The organism is Cylindrospermum stagnale PCC 7417, assembly GCF_000317535.1.
Taxonomy (GTDB): domain Bacteria; phylum Cyanobacteriota; class Cyanobacteriia; order Cyanobacteriales; family Nostocaceae; genus Cylindrospermum; species Cylindrospermum stagnale.
In genome coordinates this window covers 5665625-5683692 of record NC_019757.1, presented here as the reverse complement: position 1 = coordinate 5683692, position 18068 = coordinate 5665625, and the positions used below count along the sequence as shown (strand labels likewise).

Below are 18068 nucleotides of genomic sequence, written 5' to 3'. Positions count from 1 at the left end.
GAAGATTTAGGTAAATCTGTATAATTTATCTGCTTGATTTGGGGATTTCTGTAAATTTGGATTTCAATTTTCAGGATGACCCATATGCAACTGGGTATCTAATATCTAGAAGAAATGTGTTATAACCTACCCTCAGAACCGTAACTGATGGTTCGACCCTTGAAGGAGCTATGCAGTGGAGAAAAATAAGTCGTTTTTTTGGCCGCCGGGAATATTAATTATATTAGTTGGCTTAACTGGTAGTTTGAGCCTGGGACTGATGATGCTGTTAAAGCCAAACGTCTCTGATGCTCAAAGTAACCAGAATGTAAAAGTGAATGATATAGCTGCCAACGGGGGAACTCAGCAGCGGATTGAGGAATTGAAGGCGGTAATGCTCACAAGTTGGCAGCAAGAAGCACAAGCAAAAGGGATTGCCTATGATGTGCCACGACGCTTTCAAGGGGCAACGATTAAGGCAGCAAAACTCTCTGCGGATCAGAAAATAATTGCTCTCACCTTTGATGATGGCCCTTGGCCTGGGACAACCACGCAAGTATTAGATATTCTCAAAAAAAATAATATCAAAGGGACATTTTTCGTCGTTGGGCAGAACGCGAAGAATTATCCAGACCTAGTGAAGCGGGTGGTCACTGATGGTCACACCATTGCTAACCATACTTGGCACCACTGGTATCATTACATGAATCCACAAACGGCTGCCTATGAAATTGAAAACACAACAAACTTGATTTATAAAATAACGGGCGTAAAAACAAGTCTGTTTCGTCCACCGGGAGGAATGATGAACAATGGGGTAGTTGCTTACGCTAGAAACAGCAAGTATGCCATCATTATGTGGTCATCTGACTCCGTAGACTACTCACGTCCTACGGTGCCAAAGTTGATCAATAACGTCTTTAGGGAAGCAAAACCTGGTGGTATTGTGCTGATGCATGATGGTGGCGGTAATCGTTCCCAAACCGTGCAGGCTTTACCAGAAATTATTAGCAGATTTCGGAAGCAAGGTTATAAGTTTGTCACTATCCCAGAACTTTTAGAAATGCAAGATAAAGAGCAAAAATTGATAGCCTCCGGCACATCCAGAACTAACGCTAACAAAAAGTAATTGTTATTAGTCATTGGTTGTTAGTAAGTTGCTAAGGGACTTCCAATTAAAAAAATATCCAATCGCTAGGGACACAGCATTGCTGTGTTCCTACAAGTCTATGATTACTGGATAATTTAATTTTTGGTATTCCCTAATCACTAATGACTATTGTGTAACTAGGTTAATCGACCCAATCCAGGATCGCCTTTGTATAGCAACGGGGAAATTTTGGTAGTTAAGCTTGAGGAAAAATGTAGGGTAGAACCGATATTAGTAGTAATTGAGCGTAGACGCACTAGACGCTACGCTCAGTATCAACCACTTTCATCTAAACCTTCCAGGAGACCCAGACTATATCGGTACTCCGATTAGTGATGGGTGGTTGACTCATATCTGTCAGCCCTGAATTAGTCATTAGTCACTATTAACCTACTAATGACTAATGACTAATGACTAATGACTAATGACTAATGACTAAACTGAACTCAGTAGTTTTGTTTCTGTTTCAGCTTCGGGATTTGCTTCTGGACTCTCAGCTTCAGAAGGCGGCACTAACTGCCAGAACTTCGGCAAGAATTCTTGCCAGTTTTGCAAAATTAGCTTCGCTTTTGGTGAACCAGTGCGATCGCTATGAGTTTTAATTAACTCATACAGTTGTTTGGAACCTGCTTCTGTTATTACCCGCTGGGTTTTGACAATTGATCGGTTGACTAACTCAGGAAATAAGCCATCTTCATCCAAAAAGTATCCCAGTCCACCAGTCATGCCGGCGGCGACGTTGCGTCCTACTTTGCCGAGAACGACAATCACACCGCCAGTCATGTATTCGCAGCAGTGATCTCCAGCACCTTCAATCACAGCTACACCTTTGGAGTTACGCACGGCAAAGCGTTCTCCCGCTAAACCATTGGCAAACAACACGCCACCAGTAGCACCGTAGAGGCAGGTATTGCCAACTATCACATTTTGTGCAGGGTTGTATGTGGCATCTGCTGGGGGCTTGATGATGATTTCACCACCGTGCATCCCTTTACCTACATAATCATTGGCTTCACCTACTAGGGTCAGCGTCAGTCCAGGGAGGTTGAAAGCGCCAAAACTTTGCCCTGCACTGCCGTGGAAGTTGAGGTTAATTTGCCCTTCAAAGCCGCTATCGCCGTAGTGGGATGCGATCGCACCCGCTAATCTGGAGCCGACTGTTCTATCGGTGTTGACAATGGGGAAGGTCTTGCTAACAGTAGACTGGTTGCGAATCGTGGCTTGAATTTCGGCATCAGCCAGTATTTGGTCATCCAAAACTGGGCCGTTGCTGTGGACTGTTTCATGCACCAACCAGCTACGGTTTTCTTGAGAATTTGGTAGCTGAATTAAGCAATCGAGGTTGAGTGATTGCGTTTTGGTGAGGTGTACATCTTGGCGCACTGTTAACAAATCAGCCCGGCCAATCACTTCTGATAGCGAACGGTAGCCAAGTCTCGCTAACAAACTCCGCACTTCTTCAGCAATGAAGTAGAAGAAGTTGACAACGTGTTCTGGCATGCCTGTAAACCGCTTCCGCAGTTCTTCCTTCTGGGAAGCGACACCCACGGGACAGTTATTCGTGTGGCAAATCCGCGCCATAATACAGCCTTCGGCAATCATGGCGATGGAGCCAAAACCGAATTCTTCACCGCCCATCAAGGCAGCGATCAATACGTCCCAGCCACTCTTCAGACCGCCATCTACACGCAAAATTACGCGATCGCGCAAGCTGTTTTCCATCAACACGCGATGCACTTCGCTTAAACCGAGTTCCCACGGAGAACCTGCGTGTTTAATAGAACTGAGCGGTGAGGCTCCCGTGCCGCCGTCATGACCAGAAATCTGGATGATATCGGCGTTAGCTTTAGCTACACCAGCGGCAATTGTGCCAATGCCAATTTCTGCAACTAGCTTTACTGACACCTGTGCTTTGGGGTTAATTTGATGCAAGTCAAAAATCAACTGCGCCAGGTCTTCAATGGAATAGATATCATGGTGCGGCGGCGGTGAAATCAAGGTGACACCAGGCTTAGAGCGCCTTAACATCGCAATGTAAGGGCTAACCTTTGGACCTGGTAGTTGTCCGCCTTCCCCAGGTTTTGCACCCTGGGCGATTTTGATTTCAATTTGTTGGGCGCTGGCTAGATAACCGGGTGTCACGCCAAAGCGTCCTGAGGCGACTTGCTTAATAGCACTGGAGGCGGTGTCACCATTCCGCAACCCTTTTAAGTGGGGTAGGGTGGGTGAGTGACCAAACTCATCTACATCATTCAGGACTTTGTAGCGCACTGGATCTTCGCCACCTTCCCCAGAGTTGGATTTACCGCCAATGCGGTTCATGGCGATCGCTAAAGTTTCATGTGCTTCTCGCGACAGCGCCCCTAAAGACATCCCGCCAGTACAGAAGCGTTTGACAATATCACTTACCGACTCTACCTCTTCTAAAGGAATCGATTGGCGATCGCCCCTAAAATCTAGCAAGTCACGCAACGCCGTTACAGGTCTGCCTTTTAGGTGTTGTTTGTAAACTTCGTAGTGGTCGTACTTCTTACCATCAACAGCCTTATGCAGCGCCTTTGCCAGTTCCGGGCTGTTCATGTGGTACTCACCACCGGGACGATATTGCACAAAACCCAAGTTTTCTAACTTCTTGCTTGTCAGTTCCGGGAAAGCCTTGCTATGGAAAGAAAGCACTTCTTGAGCTAGTTCGCTAACACTCAAACCACCGAGGCGGGAAGTTGTACCTTGGAATCCCAGGGCTAACAAATCTCCACCAATGCCAATAGCTTCAAAGATTTGGGCGGCTTGATAGCTAGAGAGCAGAGAAATTCCCATTTTCGAGAGAATTTTCAGTAATCCTGATTCTACCGCTTGGCGATAATTAGCGATCGCTTGCTCTAGAGTCAGAGCCGTAATTTTCCCCCGCGCCATAAACTGTTGTGTCTTCGGGTCAGACCACCAATCGCGCACCGTCTCTAAAGCCAGATAAGGGCAAACGGCACCAGCGCCATAGCCCAGAAGACAACCAAAGTGATGAGTACTCCAGCACTGGGCGGTTTTGACAATCAGGGATGTTTTCATCCGCAACCCTTCGCGAATCAGGTGATGGTGAACAGCACCCACCGCTAACAAAGGGGGAATATAGGTGTATTCTGTACCAATGCCCTCACCTACCCTATCGCTCAAAATCAAAATTTTCGCACCAGCCCGCACCGATTCTGCCGCTTGGGCTTGTAAAGATTCGACTGCGGCTTTTAATCCCTCAGGCCCGGCGCTAATAGCAAACAAGGTAGACAACTCAGCAGTCGCAAATCCTGACAGCGCAATTGCTGACAACTCTGCCTCAGTGATCACTGGCGACTCTAGCTTCAGTTTCCGGGCATATTCTGGCTTCGGTTCTAATAAGTTACCCCGCTCACCCAGTTCGACTTTCAAAGACATCACTAGCTTTTCCCTTAGCGGGTCAATCGCTGGGTTCGTCACCTGAGCAAAGCGCTGTTTGAAATAGTCATACAGCAAATGCGGCTTTTCTGACAACACTGCTAAAGGAATATCATCGCCCATGCAGAAAGTCGCCTCTGACCCTGTGCTGGCCATCGGCTGAATCACCATTTCTACATCTTCTGTGTTGTAGCCAAAGGCAGTTTGCTGCTGGAGTAAGCTGTGTTTATCGATTTTGTCCGTCGTCAGTTCTACATTGTCAGTTGGAGAATGCCCGTTACCATTACCATTGCCGTTACCATTGCCATTGACAACTGACCCGCCTCTAACCAATTGTTTGAGTTCTTGGCGATGCTGCTGCAACCATTCCCCGTAGGGATGCTTTTTGGCAATGCGCTGCTTAATCTGCCAGTTTTTCAGGACTTCATTGGTTGCTAAATCCACAGCAATCATTTGTCCTGGACCGAGTCTACCTTTCTCCAGAATGTTGGCTTCTGGGAAGTCTACGACACCAGCTTCGGAAGCGACAACGATGTAGTCATCTTTGGTGATCACATAGCGAGCTGGTCTTAAGCCATTGCGGTCTAGGGTAGCCCCGACTTTTTGCCCATCGCTAAATACCAAAAGTGCCGGCCCGTCCCAAGCTTCTTGCAACCCGCTGTAATATTCGTAAAAATCAACTATTTCTGGATAATTAGCCAAAGATGGTTGATTTTGGTATGCTTCTGGCACCATAATCATTAAGGCTTCCAGAGGGCTGCGTCCAGAACGCACCAGTAACTCCAGCACGTTGTCGAGGGTGGCTGAGTCACTATTGTCAATGTGAACCAATGGCTTGAGTTCGTTAATGCGATCGCCCCATACTGGATGATTTAGGCTAGCTTCTCGTGCCATCATCCAGTTGATGTTACCCAACAGCGTATTGATTTCGCCATTGTGACCCAACAACCGCATCGGTTGCGCCAAAGGCCACTTGGGCATAGTATTGGTACTAAAGCGGCGGTGATAAACTGCAAAAGCGCTCTTGTAAGCAGGATTTTTTAAATCCAGGTAAAACTCTCCCAATACAGCCGAACGCACCATCCCTTTGTAGACAATTGTGCGACTCGACAAGGAGCAGACATAAAATTCTTCCGAAATGTTTTTGGCAGCTTTGATAATCCGGCTGCGGGTAATATACAGTTTCCGTTCCAGTTCATCGCCGCTTTGATCAGCAGAAGTCAGAAAAACTTGTTCTATCTGGGGTTGATTTTCCCTGGCTTGTACCCCTAGCAAATCCGGCTGCACTGGCACTACTCGCCAACCCAGTACAGTCAATTTTTCTTCAGCGGCTAACTGCTCAACTGTTGCTTTCGCTTTTTGGGCTGCTTCGGGGTCCTGTGGTAAAAAGATCATCCCCACAGCCAAGCTACTTGTGGAGGAAAAATCAATAGAACTCAGGGCAGAGTTGTGTTGGAACAATTCCCAAGGAATCGCTGTCAATATTCCTGCACCATCACCAGAGTCTTGGTCAGCGCTACAACCCCCCCTGTGTTCTAAGCAGGTCAAAGCGACTAAGGCTTTGTTGACAATGGAGTGGCTAGCATAATTTTGGCGTTGGGCAATAAAACCTACACCACAGGCGTCTCTTTCCTCTGCTAACCACCTTTGTCCTGGGTAGGTATCCCTGGCATGAATATCCGATAATGTGATGTTCTGACCCTGATTCATTGGTTTATTCGTCATACCCTGTTCCTGATGTTGAGTTACGGATTTTGCCGCTACTGCTGAGAAAAAATCTCTAAATTTTAGCAATGGAGAAATCCAAAATTACCAAAATTTAGGGAAAAAAAATTTTAACTTCGAGTTAACTTGTTGTCTCACCCGTGTTAAAATAATCGCGTTATTTTTTGTGTGTTGATGCACTGTTAGAAATACTACCTTTGTCCAGGGCAGTCTGATTGCCCTGACGGTCTTTTATTTATATCGTGAAGCTAAGTATTTTCTCAATTCCCTTTTTCCAGATAAAGGCTAGTTTTCAGGTAGAACCTGCCTTGGCTTACCTGAAACAAAACTCAAACTGAACAGTTAACCGCTTTGAGCACCGCAATTATCCTGATGCAGTAACAAATTCAGCGTAGTACACCAGATGCCCATTTGACAATTCCTAAAATATCTCTGTTGTTGTCTATATTTTTGCTACTTACCGATTGCCCCCTGTCTGACAAAAGCTAGACCTCAGCAGCCAACGGTGAGGAGAGAATATTTTAATCCAACTTTGATAACTAAGACTACTATTATAGTCTGATAGGAAATGGTGTCATTTAGAACGCTTATTTCTATTGGTCTTAGCGGGAAATTGCTTGCTGGTTTCTATAAGAGATAAGAATCCAACATATACATTATCACATTTATTTAACAACAAGGTCATGATTTTTTAAGATTTTCAAATAATTGGTTAGGCTGCACCTAGGGTGATAATTTGCGAAAGTATTTCATACATGAGCGTAAACATGCCAAATTGTTGCCGACAAGCAGACTTCAGTAAGTTTGCCCCCCTTAGCAATAGCAGATTTTTTCAGGTGACTGTGTTGCCAATTCTGGCGATCGCACTCTGCTTAACAGATCCCCACGCGACTAGCGCCCAACAGTCGCCAACAAATGCCAAACCAACACCCAGCTCAACTACCCAGTCATCTGCACCCGCTGGTAATCAAATTTCTCTCAATGGTCGCACTTTGCCAGGGGCTTGGTTGCAGCGTTCAGGAACTGGCCGTAAGGTGACAACTTATCTCAGTGATGGGGTGCTGAGGCAATTGATCGGGGTAGATTTATTAGATAGCAACAATCCTGCTAGACAACCAGTGCAGTGGTTTTCGCCAGTTACAGCACCACTAGCTCTCAACACCAAGTTGCTGGGAGGATATCGCTATCTAGATATTACTAATTTTGCCCAAACAGCAGGATGGCAGCTGCAAGCTAATGGCAATATCTTGGTAATTTCCACGCAGCCAGCGAAAGTGACAGATATTCTTCAGAGTCAACAACCAACTCTTGGAGACGCTACGCGAACAGGCGATCGCGTTGTTGTCAATTTAGATCGCCCCACTCCCTGGCAAGTTAAACAAGGTTTACCGATCAGCAAGCCCGCCGACGCCAACACATCAACCCCCAAACCCGCCGCACCACCAAATAGAGAGTGGACAATTACTCTCGATGGCATAGCAGATCCTACCGTGATCCAACGCTATACTCAAGAGCCACCAGAGCCATTACCAATATCACCGCCAGACCTGCTCAAACAATTATCACCAACACCACCAATCTCTGAGCCACCGATTCAACAAGTAGAGGTGGTCAATAACCAAACTATTATCCGTCTGAGCGTTCCCTTTGGTCAGTCTTTGCAAATTAGCTCCTCCGCTAACCCCAATCGCTTGATCATCGATATTCGACCCGATGCTTTAGTCGCGCGTAGCATTACCTGGGCGCCGGGATTGCGTTGGCGGCAGAGTTTAGTTAATTTAAACGCAGAACGCTTTCCCGTCACCTGGTTAGAAATTAATCCCCGTGCTTTTGGGCTAAAACTGAAACCCATCTGGGCAAACTCCGAAACTCTAGCGGGAACTGCCCCTTTAATCCAAACAGCACAACGTTTCTTAGCAGTAGCGGCGATTAACGGTGGTTATTTTAACCGCAATAACAAATTTCCCTTGGGGGCAATTCGTCGGGATCATCAGTGGGTGTCAGGGCCAATTCTCAACCGGGGTGCGATCGCCTGGAATAACTCAGGTCAATTTTACTTTGGTCGCCTCACCTTAACAGAAAATTTAATTAGCCCCAACAACCAGCCCTTACCAATTCTCTTCCTCAACAGTGGCTACGTCCAGAGCGGCATTGCCCGTTACACTTCTGTTTGGGGTCCGACTTACACCCCCCTGACTGATAACGAAACCCTACTAGTTATCCAGAAAGACAAAATTACCAATCAGTTATCAGGTGGCAAAGCTGGTGAAACCGCCATTTCCATTCCTCAAGATGGCTACCTCCTCACCTTACGCAGCAACGCTGCCACTGCGGCATCACAGTTACCTATTGGCACAGCAGTCACTATTGCCAGCGCCACTACTCCCGCTGATTTTAGCCGCTACCCCTACGTTATGGGAGCAGGGCCATTGTTAGTTCAAAATCGTCAAATTGTCCTAGATGCCAAAGCCGAAAAATTCAGTGATGCCTTTATTGCCGAAAAAGCTATTCGCAGCGGCATTTGCACCACTGCCGCAGGCACCCTGATGATCACCGCTGTACATAATCGCGCTGGCGGTTCTGGTGCTACCTTGGCAGAACACGCCAAATTGATGCAGGTGATGGGGTGTGTGAATGCTCTAAATTTGGACGGCGGTAGTTCTACCAGTCTTTACTTGGGAGGACAATTGCTCGACCGTTCCCCTAGTACTGCGGCTCGTGTTCACAACGGTATTGGTATTTTCTTGGAACCACGGTAATTGGTCATTGGTCATTAGTCATTGGTCATTGGTCATTGGTCATTGGTCATAGAAGCTAGTTACAGCTCTCCCAGTCCCTTTTTGAAGTTGAGAACAAGTCAGCATTTTCGTTGATGAAGACTTGGTGTAAATGCCATATGTTCAGTGGCTATCTTTTACGCCATAAAGGTTGATTTTGCTATCTTTAGCAAGATGGGATTAAATTACTGAATTTTCGCAGTTGCAAGATCGCGCCAATTTTTTTCATCAATTGTTAAAAGTAATTACGGTTTGTTATGTCTCCACATGAGGTAACTATGGCTCAATTTCCGGAAACCGCCCAAACTAGCACTCTGCCTCTACCCCCAGCCATCACTTCCAGAGGCGTTGCTGCAACTGAGTTGCGTCCTTGGGGTTCTTTTACAGTTTTGGAAGAAGGGCGCGGTTACAAAATTAAACGCATCGAAGTGAAGCCCGGACATCGCCTCAGTCTGCAAATGCACCATCATCGCAGCGAACACTGGATTGTTGTCTCTGGTACAGCTAGGGTAGTTTGTGGCACACGAGAAGAGTTGTTAAGCAATAACCAGTCAACTTATGTACCCCAGTGCACAACTCATCGTTTAGAGAATCCTGGAGTAATACCCTTAGTGTTAATTGAAGTGCAAAATGGCGAATACTTGGGAGAGGATGATATTATTCGCTATCAAGATGACTATGCCCGTACAGCAAATTAAACCCAAAAGAGGGCTACTAAAGCTTTAACGATTTTGCTCTCACACTAAGAGTTGATTTTTGTGTAAACCTTCCTTGTGAACTACTGCACGCTGCAAGTTCCTGCTTGGCACTCGGTGGGGGCGACAGCGTAGCAGTGCTATACTAGAGATGGCATCTACTGGCTGCATATGCAGCTGTATGGAAATGCAAATTGCAGATAGAAAGCTAAAAATATACACTTTCTACCAAAGAAAATAAAATTTATCGGGCATTAGCAGGAAACAAAATTTTTTAACAGGGTTTTCACAAAAATATCGCAGGTCGTGTGGAAGCCACTTGACTTAAGGCAGTGGAGGAAACACGCCACGAGTGGTTTTAACCACCGGGAAAAATGATTTAATTAAACTGTGAGTAGGAATAATCATCTACGTGTTGAAGTGTTTTGTCAGGAGTGACCCCTGATTTACCTCGTACCTGCACAAGTTGTAGCCCTGGGTAAACAAGTAACGGGAAAACATGGAGCGTACCGAACTGGCTCGTGATGAACTCCGAAAGCATTAATTGAATCCTAAGTAAGCGCAATTGCAATACCAAAGAGCGCTGGTAGTTGTTTTGAGCGTCTAGGGGGATATTTGACTATCCCTTTTAAGTTAAGTCTTAGAGAATCTGCGTGTCTTCAGACCGCCGAGTGTCAATCAGCACCTAAAATGAGTAGGAGTATTAGCCCCTCTGTAATATTAATCCGGGGTTTTCAATCGCCAAAAAAAATTCCATGATTCATTTGAGTCAAGCAGCGGTAAGTGAGATCGGACGGTTAAAGTCCAAGCAACAACCAAAGGTCTTGTTTCGATTAACAGTAAAACCTGGTGGCTGTTCTGGGTGGTTTTATGATATGTACTTCGATGAAGTAGTGAAAATTGGGGATCAGGTTTTTGAATTGCAGGGGATTCAAGTAGTCATAGACGCCGAAAGCCAAAATTACATCAACGGTTTGACGGTGGATTATTCAGAGGATCTCATGGGTGGTGGTTTTCGTTTCCACAACCCTTTAGCGATCGCCACCTGTGGCTGTGGCAATTCCTTCAGCCTTAGTCAATAGTTAAGTGGTCAGCAGCAAAAAAAAACTGACAATTGATAATTGACAAAAACCCGTCAAAAACGATATAATCAGGATTTGTAAAAACTTAGACCATAAGCAGCTTTACGCGCTGTAACTCATGCCAACAATACAGCAGCTAATACGTAATGAGCGCGAAAAAGCGCGTCAGAAAACCAAGTCCCCAGCTCTGAAACAATGCCCTCAACGCCGGGGTGTCTGTACCAGAGTATACACGACCACACCTAAAAAGCCTAACTCAGCTCTCCGCAAAGTAGCAAGAGTAAGACTTACTTCTGGATTTGAAGTCACCGCTTACATTCCAGGAATCGGTCATAACTTGCAAGAACACTCTGTTGTGATGATCCGTGGTGGTCGGGTGAAGGACTTACCAGGCGTCAGATACCACATTATCCGTGGCACCTTGGATACAGCGGGAGTCAAAGACCGCAAGCAAGGTCGTTCCAAGTATGGAACCAAGCGCCCGAAAGCAGCGAAAAAATAGGACAGGTGATTAATCGCATCAAACACGATTAATCGCCTTCCCCAAAAGCACCGAACCGAATCATAAAAAAACGAGCGGCGCTTAATTTTTCCAGCAATCAAGTTACACCCTACACTTTTGCGAGCAAGTGTAGGATGTTTTAAGTAAAGTCCGGTGAGTGACAGCAGCAGTTTAAGCTAGGTCTTAAGGTCTACAACGTTGCTACCTTGTGTCTAGTATCAGGTAGCAAGTTAATTAAAGACTGCCTTGCTGCAACTGTAGAGCAAAAATCAAGGAAGTCCGAGGGGCGGCTACCACCGCTTTTAGTTTCCAGTGTCTGATAGCATATAATTTCGTTGCCAAATCCGAATTAAGGGTGAAGTATGTCTCGTCGTGGTGTTATTCAAAGGCGCCCAGTTCCGTCTGATTCAGTTTATAACAGTCGCCTTGTGAGCATGATTATCAGGCGGATCATGCGTCATGGCAAGAAATCACTTGCCGCCCGGATTGTTTATGATGCCTTGAAAACTATTGAGGAACGCACTGGTAGCGGTGCCTTGGAAACCTTTGAAAGAGCAGTGCGAAATGCAACGCCTTTAGTAGAAGTAAAAGCTCGCCGAGTCGGCGGAGCAACATACCAAGTACCGATGGAAGTGCGTTCAGAACGGGGTACTACCCTAGCACTGCGTTGGCTGGTGCAATATTCCAGAGCTAGACCAGGCCGCACAATGGCAAGCAAATTGGCAAATGAGTTAATGGATGCTGCCAATGAAACTGGAAGTGCGATTCGCAAGCGGGAAGAAACGCACCGGATGGCGGAAGCAAATAAAGCATTTGCACATTATCGTTATTAAGTAAAGAAACGATATATCGCCGAACCAAACGCGGTATATCGTAGATTTTCCCAAAAGACGGTTTTCCGTAAAAGTATAGAATCTTAACAAAGAGTAATATACAAGATATCATGAGGCAAAAACTATAGGAGGCAGCTGTGGCACGTACGATCCCGCTAGAGAAAGTACGCAATATCGGTATTGCGGCGCATATAGATGCGGGCAAAACAACGACAACAGAGAGAATATTGTTTTACTCTGGGATAATTCATAAGATTGGCGAAGTTCATGAAGGAACTGCCGTCACAGACTGGATGGAGCAGGAGCGGGAACGGGGAATTACCATCACCGCCGCTGCCATTAGTACCAGCTGGAAAGATCATCAAATTAACATTATCGATACCCCAGGTCACGTTGACTTCACGATTGAAGTTGAGCGTTCCATGCGTGTGTTGGATGGTGTAATCGCCGTATTTTGTTCTGTAGGTGGTGTACAACCGCAGTCAGAAACAGTGTGGCGGCAAGCAGACCGCTATAAAGTGCCCCGGATAGCCTTCATCAACAAGATGGATCGCACAGGAGCGAACTTCTATCGGGTTCACGAGCAGATGCGCGATCGCTTGCGGGCTAATGCCATTGCCATTCAACTGCCAATTGGTAGTGAAAATGACTTTCTAGGGATTATTGACCTGGTGCGGATGTGTGCATACATTTACGCCAACGACCAAGGCACCGATATTCAAGAAACGGAAATCCCGCCAGAATTGCTAGAACAAGCAACCGAATACCGCACCAAGTTGGTAGAAGCGGTATCAGAAACCGATGATGCTCTGATGACTAAGTACTTCGACGGTGAAGAACTTACAGAAGCGGAAATCCGGACTGCCCTGCGTAAAGGCACAACTGCGGGCACGATTGTGCCAGTACTTTGTGGTTCGGCATTCAAAAACAAAGGCGTGCAGTTGATGTTGGATGCAGTTGTCGATTACCTACCAGCACCAACTGAAGTGCCGCCAATTCAAGGACTTCTGCCAAATGGCGACACGGTTGAACGACGGGCTGATGACAACGAACCTCTAGCAGCTCTGGCATTTAAGATTATGGCTGACCCTTATGGTCGCCTTACCTTCGTTCGCGTTTATTCTGGTGTGTTGAAAAAGGGTAGCTATGTACTCAACGCCAGTAAAGACAAGAAGGAACGGATTTCTCGCTTAGTTTTGATGAAGGCAGATGACCGCCAAGATGTCGACGAACTGCGGGCGGGTGATTTGGGAGCAGCTTTAGGACTGAAGGACACCTTGACAGGCGACACTTTATGTGATGAAGGATCACCAGTAATTCTGGAATCCCTATTCATTCCTGAGCCTGTAATCTCGGTAGCGGTTGAACCCAAAACCAAGAATGACATGGACAAACTGTCCAAGGCCCTGCAATCCCTCTCAGAAGAAGACCCCACCTTCCGCGTCCGCGTTGATCCGGAAACCAACCAGACCGTGATTGCTGGGATGGGTGAACTGCACCTAGAAATTCTGGTAGACCGGATGTTACGCGAATTTAAAGTGGAAGCGAATGTCGGTGCGCCGCAAGTAGCTTACCGCGAAACGATTCGCAAAGCCGTTAACAAAATCGAAGGTAAATTCATCCGCCAAAGCGGTGGTAAGGGTCAATACGGACACGTTGTCATCAATTTGGAGCCAGGAGAACCAGGCACAGGTTTTGAATTCGTTTCTAAGATTGTTGGTGGTACCGTACCCAAAGAGTACGTTGGCCCAGCAGAACAAGGAATGAAAGAATGTTGTGAATCCGGTGTTGTCGCTGGATATCCACTGATTGATGTCAGAGCTACTTTGATAGATGGTTCTTACCACGATGTAGACTCTTCAGAAATGGCTTTCAAAATTGCTGGCTCAATGGCAATGAAAGAGGCGGTATCGAAAGCTTCTCCAGTACTGTTAGAGCCTATGATGAAAGTTGAAGTGGAAGTTCCCGAAGACTTTATCGGGAACGTGATTGGCGACCTGATCGCCCGCCGGGGGCAGATTGAAAGCCAAAGCACTGAACAGGGACTCGCTAAGGTGACATCCAAAGTTCCACTGGCGACGATGTTTGGCTACGCCACTGATATCCGGTCTAAGACCCAAGGTCGGGGTATCTTCACGATGGAGTTCAGCCACTACGAAGAGGTGCCTCGCAGCGTGGCTGAAACTATCATTGCAAAAAGCAAAGGGAACGCTTAATTAGAATAAGGAAATGAGCATTCATGGCACGCGCAAAGTTTGAAAGAAATAAACCCCACATAAATATCGGTACGGTTGGCCACGTTGACCACGGTAAAACAACGTTAACAGCAGCCATTACTATGACCTTGGCGGCTAATGGTCAGGCTATAGCTAAGGGCTACGACCAAATCGATAACGCACCAGAAGAAAAGGCACGGGGTATTACCATCAATACCGCTCACGTTGAGTATGAAACCGGAGTTCGGCATTATGCTCACGTAGACTGCCCCGGACACGCTGACTATGTGAAAAACATGATCACCGGGGCTGCTCAAATGGACGGAGGCATCCTCGTAGTTGCTGCTACCGATGGACCAATGCCCCAAACCCGCGAACACATCCTGTTGGCAAAACAAGTCGGCGTTCCCAGTCTGGTTGTCTTCTTGAACAAGGAAGACTTGATGGATGACCCAGAACTCTTGGAGCTGGTGGAACTAGAACTGCGAGAACTGCTCTCTAGCTACGACTTCCCCGGCGATGATATCCCCATCATCAAAGGCTCTGGTCTCCAAGCTCTGGAAGCAATGACCAAAAATCCTAAAACCCAACGGGGTGAAAATCCCTGGGTAGACAAAATCTACGAACTAATGGATGCTGTAGATTCCTATATCCCCACTCCTGAGCGGGATATAGATAAGCCCTTCCTGATGGCTGTAGAAGACGTGTTCACCATCACAGGTCGTGGTACTGTGGCTACTGGACGGATCGAACGCGGTAAAGTTAAGGTTGGCGATACCGTTGAGCTAATTGGTCTGAAAGACACTCGTAGTACCGCCGTCACTGGGATCGAGATGTTCAAGAAGAGCCTCGATGAAGGTCTGGCTGGGGATAATGCGGGTGTGCTACTGCGTGGTCTCAAAAAAGAAGACATCGAGCGCGGTATGGTGATAGCCAAACCTGGTTCAATTACACCTCACACTGTATTTGAAGGTGAAGTGTACGTTCTCACAGACAAAGAAGGTGGTCGCAAGACTCCATTCTTTGCTGGCTACCGTCCCCAGTTCTATGTGCGGACAACTGATGTAACAGGCACAATCAAAGCCTTCACCTCCGATGATGGCAAAGATGTAGAAATGGTGATGCCAGGCGATCGCATTAAGGTGACAGTAGAACTGATCAACGCGATCGCTATTGAGCAAGGGATGCGCTTCGCTATTCGTGAAGGTGGTCGCACCATTGGTGCTGGTGTCGTCTCTAAAATCCTGAAATAGCACCTTTTTGCTCTCATAACAAAGGAGCAGAGATGGTATGATGCCTCTCTGCTCCTTTCGCTTCCCTCTAATACCATTTGGGATTTTGGATTGTGAAACTCTGACTATGAGTTAGTCTTAGCCTGGCAAAATTCTTTGGCAATCATCCAAAAAAATGGTAGAAAAATCACAAATATAATGCAGAACCTGGACAATTAAAGATGGCAACTCTACAGCAGCAGAAGATTAGAATTCGCTTACAAGCTTTTGACCGACGCTTATTAGATACATCTTGCGAGAAGATAGTAGACACAGCTAACCGCACTAATGCTACAGCTATAGGACCAATACCTTTACCAACAAAACGGCGGATCTACTGCGTGCTGCGATCGCCCCACGTAGACAAGGATTCACGGGAACACTTTGAAACCCGTACCCATCGCCGGATTATTGACATTTACCAACCTTCTTCTAAAACTATTGATGCTCTAATGAAACTGGATTTACCATCGGGTGTGGACATCGAAGTAAAACTGTAATTAGTCAGTGGTCAGTAGTCAGTTGTTAGTAGTCAAGAAGAAACAACTGACCGTTGACATGAGTATAAATATTAGCCTGGCCCTGAAGAAATTTATCTCAGGGCTTTTTATAGGCTATAAAACAAATGATAGAATGTAAAGAAAGTACGGGAAAAGCAGAGAAGAATAAATTTTTAAAATTAAATTTATACCAAGGTAACAATGACATCCTCTTCTAAAATTGCAGTTCGCGAACTACCTCTGTTCCCGTTACCCGAAGTGGTTCTGTTTCCTACCAGGCCATTACCCCTGCATATCTTTGAATTTCGCTACAGAATCATGATGAATACGATTTTGGAAAGCGATCGCAGGTTTGGGGTGTTGATGGTCGATCCAGTCACAGGCACGATTGCAAACGTTGGCTGCTGTGCAGAAATTATTCATTGTCAGCGGATGCCAGATGATCGGATGAAAATGTTAACCTTGGGACAACAAAGGTTTCGTGTCTTAGAGTATGTCCGCGAAAAACCGTACCGCGTAGGCTTGGTGGAGTGGATTGAAGACCAACCACCGACCAAGGATTTACGACCTTTGGCGAATGAGGTAGAGCAACTGCTGCGGGATGTCGTGCGTCTCTCAGCCAAGTTAACTGAACAAAATATCGAACTGCCAGAAGATTTACCTGATCTGCCCACAGAGCTATCTTATTGGGTGGCAAGTAACCTCTATGGCGTCGCCGCAGAGCAACAGGCGTTACTAGAAATACAGGATACATCCGCTCGTCTGGGACGGGAAGCAGAAATTTTGACTTCTACTCGTAACCATTTGGCAGCTCGTGCTGTTCTCAAAGATACATTTAATCAAAGTTAATGAGTCACCCCCCTAGGGGGGAATTCAAAATTCAAAATTATCAATTCAAAATTAAGAACCTGATAAATAAGTTCAAGTGGCTCTGTATCTTTTTCTTTTTTTTGAATTTTATATCCCTTACGCGAGCAGTCGGCTCCATTTTGAATCAAAGAATTTGAGCGCAGCGTCACCCTTGATGGCTAACTGGCAAGACATTATAGCTGCCGAATATTTTTAAGACTTCTGTGCCGGCTTTTAACTCTGGTAAAGCAGATTGCATTTTTAGTGCAGTTAGGTCTGCTTCTGCGTCAATAAAAAACAAGTATTCTCCTAGGGAGCGCTTCGTCGGACGAGACTCTATCCGACTCAGATTAATATCTAGTTGAGCAAATACTTGCAGTATTTGGAGCAGTGCGCCTGGGACATTGGCAGGAACACTTAAAGCCAGGGAGGTGTGGCTGTTACTTGTGGAAGAAAAATGGTGAGCAGCCTGGGCTTGATTTTGACTTACCACCCAAAAACGGGTCGAGTTTTCTGGATAGTCGTTAATGCCACTCGCTAATATGGGCAAGTTGTAAAGTTGAGCAGCTCTGCTAGATGAAATTGCCGCAGTTGTCAAATCTTGCTCCAGTCCCTGTAGTGCCTCAGTTGTGGAATTACGGGGAATTAACTGTACGGTCGGCAGAAATCGCTCCAACCATCCCTGACATTGTGCCAAAGCTTGCGGGTGAGAATAAACAGTTTTAATACTATCTAAACTAGTGGCGCAGGAAATTAAGGTATGGGTGATGGGCATGACTAAAGCCAACTGAATTTGCAAATTGTCCAACTGCCACAGCGTATCCATTGTCATACTCACACTTCCTTCAATGGAGTTTTCCACTGGCACCACTGCTAACTGAGCTTGACTTTGAGCAACGGCTTGCAGTGACTGGGCGATGGTGGGATAGGGGAATAAGATAGCTTCTACACCCTGACTTTCTTTCAGCCAGTTGACGTAAAAAAAAGCGGCTTGTTCTGCGTAAGTGCCGGGAGGCCCTAAATGTGCAATTGATAGAGTCATACTTTTCGCCTTTAGTTATGAGTT

General features: G+C 46.1%; 12 protein-coding genes. 10 read left to right on the top strand and 2 right to left on the bottom strand.

What is annotated here, in order from left to right:
- Positions 1–175: 175 nt before the first annotated feature.
- Positions 176–1108, top strand: coding sequence for a polysaccharide deacetylase family protein (locus tag CYLST_RS23780; protein ID WP_015210293.1), 933 nt, complete (start codon positions 176–178; stop codon positions 1106–1108).
- A 456-nt stretch (positions 1109–1564) separates the two neighbouring features.
- On the opposite strand, the gene CYLST_RS23775 is transcribed toward CYLST_RS23780, so the two are convergent.
- The gene (locus CYLST_RS23775) at positions 1565–6277 is read right to left on the bottom strand and encodes a glutamate synthase-related protein (protein ID WP_015210292.1); all 4713 of its coding nucleotides are present in this window, start codon (positions 6275–6277) and stop codon (positions 1565–1567) included.
- 767 nt (positions 6278–7044) lie between these two features.
- Here CYLST_RS23775 and CYLST_RS23770 point away from each other — a divergent pair.
- From CYLST_RS23770 to CYLST_RS23730, 9 genes are all read left to right on the top strand, one after another.
- Positions 7045–9036: a phosphodiester glycosidase family protein gene (locus tag CYLST_RS23770; protein ID WP_015210291.1), complete on the top strand. Its 1992-nt coding sequence runs from the start codon at positions 7045–7047 to the stop codon at positions 9034–9036.
- 296 nt (positions 9037–9332) lie between these two features.
- Positions 9333–9752 carry a phosphomannose isomerase type II C-terminal cupin domain gene (locus CYLST_RS23765; protein WP_015210290.1) on the top strand — a complete coding sequence of 140 codons (420 nt, stop codon included), beginning with the start codon at positions 9333–9335 and terminating at the stop codon, positions 9750–9752.
- A 752-nt stretch (positions 9753–10504) separates the two neighbouring features.
- On the top strand, positions 10505–10831 hold the full coding sequence (locus CYLST_RS23760; RefSeq protein WP_015210289.1) for a HesB/IscA family protein: 327 nt from the start codon (positions 10505–10507) through the stop codon (positions 10829–10831).
- A 118-nt stretch (positions 10832–10949) separates the two neighbouring features.
- Positions 10950–11333: a 30S ribosomal protein S12 gene (rpsL, locus tag CYLST_RS23755; protein WP_015129154.1), complete on the top strand. Its 384-nt coding sequence runs from the start codon at positions 10950–10952 to the stop codon at positions 11331–11333.
- Between the two features lie 362 nt (positions 11334–11695).
- Complete coding sequence (gene rpsG / locus CYLST_RS23750; protein WP_015210288.1) at positions 11696–12166, top strand: 30S ribosomal protein S7; 471 nt, start codon at positions 11696–11698, stop codon at positions 12164–12166.
- A gap of 137 nt (positions 12167–12303) precedes the next feature.
- Positions 12304–14382, top strand: coding sequence for an elongation factor G (fusA, locus tag CYLST_RS23745; RefSeq protein WP_015210287.1), 2079 nt, complete (start codon positions 12304–12306; stop codon positions 14380–14382).
- Positions 14383–14405: 23 nt separating this feature from the next.
- Positions 14406–15635 (top strand): elongation factor Tu, encoded by a 1230-nt coding sequence (gene tuf / locus CYLST_RS23740; RefSeq protein ID WP_015210286.1) that lies wholly within the window; start codon positions 14406–14408, stop codon positions 15633–15635.
- Between the two features lie 200 nt (positions 15636–15835).
- Positions 15836–16153, top strand: a complete 318-nt coding sequence (gene rpsJ, locus CYLST_RS23735; RefSeq protein ID WP_008232935.1) for a 30S ribosomal protein S10 — start codon at positions 15836–15838, stop codon at positions 16151–16153.
- Positions 16154–16354: 201 nt separating this feature from the next.
- Positions 16355–17002, top strand: a complete 648-nt coding sequence (locus CYLST_RS23730; protein ID WP_015210285.1) for an LON peptidase substrate-binding domain-containing protein — start codon at positions 16355–16357, stop codon at positions 17000–17002.
- A 166-nt stretch (positions 17003–17168) separates the two neighbouring features.
- Here the strand turns inward: CYLST_RS23730 and pheA are convergent, their stop codons facing one another.
- The gene (gene pheA / locus CYLST_RS23725; RefSeq protein ID WP_015210284.1) at positions 17169–18044 is read right to left on the bottom strand and encodes a prephenate dehydratase; all 876 of its coding nucleotides are present in this window, start codon (positions 18042–18044) and stop codon (positions 17169–17171) included.
- Positions 18045–18068: the final 24 nt, after the last annotated feature.

Excerpts from the sequence above, each read along its gene's own strand:
- rpsL (WP_015129154.1), top strand. The coding sequence starts at position 10,950 with ATGCCAACAATACAGCAGCTAATACGTAATGAGCGCGAAAAAGCGCGT.
- rpsG (WP_015210288.1), top strand. The coding sequence starts at position 11,696 with ATGTCTCGTCGTGGTGTTATTCAAAGGCGCCCAGTTCCGTCTGATTCA.
- CYLST_RS23730 (WP_015210285.1), top strand. The coding sequence starts at position 16,355 with ATGACATCCTCTTCTAAAATTGCAGTTCGCGAACTACCTCTGTTCCCG.
- CYLST_RS23770 (WP_015210291.1), top strand. The coding sequence starts at position 7,045 with ATGCCAAATTGTTGCCGACAAGCAGACTTCAGTAAGTTTGCCCCCCTT.
- CYLST_RS23760 (WP_015210289.1), top strand. The coding sequence starts at position 10,505 with ATGATTCATTTGAGTCAAGCAGCGGTAAGTGAGATCGGACGGTTAAAG.
- pheA (WP_015210284.1), bottom strand. The coding sequence starts at position 18,044 with ATGACTCTATCAATTGCACATTTAGGGCCTCCCGGCACTTACGCAGAA.
- CYLST_RS23775 (WP_015210292.1), bottom strand. The coding sequence starts at position 6,277 with ATGACGAATAAACCAATGAATCAGGGTCAGAACATCACATTATCGGAT.
- tuf (WP_015210286.1), top strand. The coding sequence starts at position 14,406 with ATGGCACGCGCAAAGTTTGAAAGAAATAAACCCCACATAAATATCGGT.
- rpsJ (WP_008232935.1), top strand. The coding sequence starts at position 15,836 with ATGGCAACTCTACAGCAGCAGAAGATTAGAATTCGCTTACAAGCTTTT.
- CYLST_RS23765 (WP_015210290.1), top strand. The coding sequence starts at position 9,333 with ATGGCTCAATTTCCGGAAACCGCCCAAACTAGCACTCTGCCTCTACCC.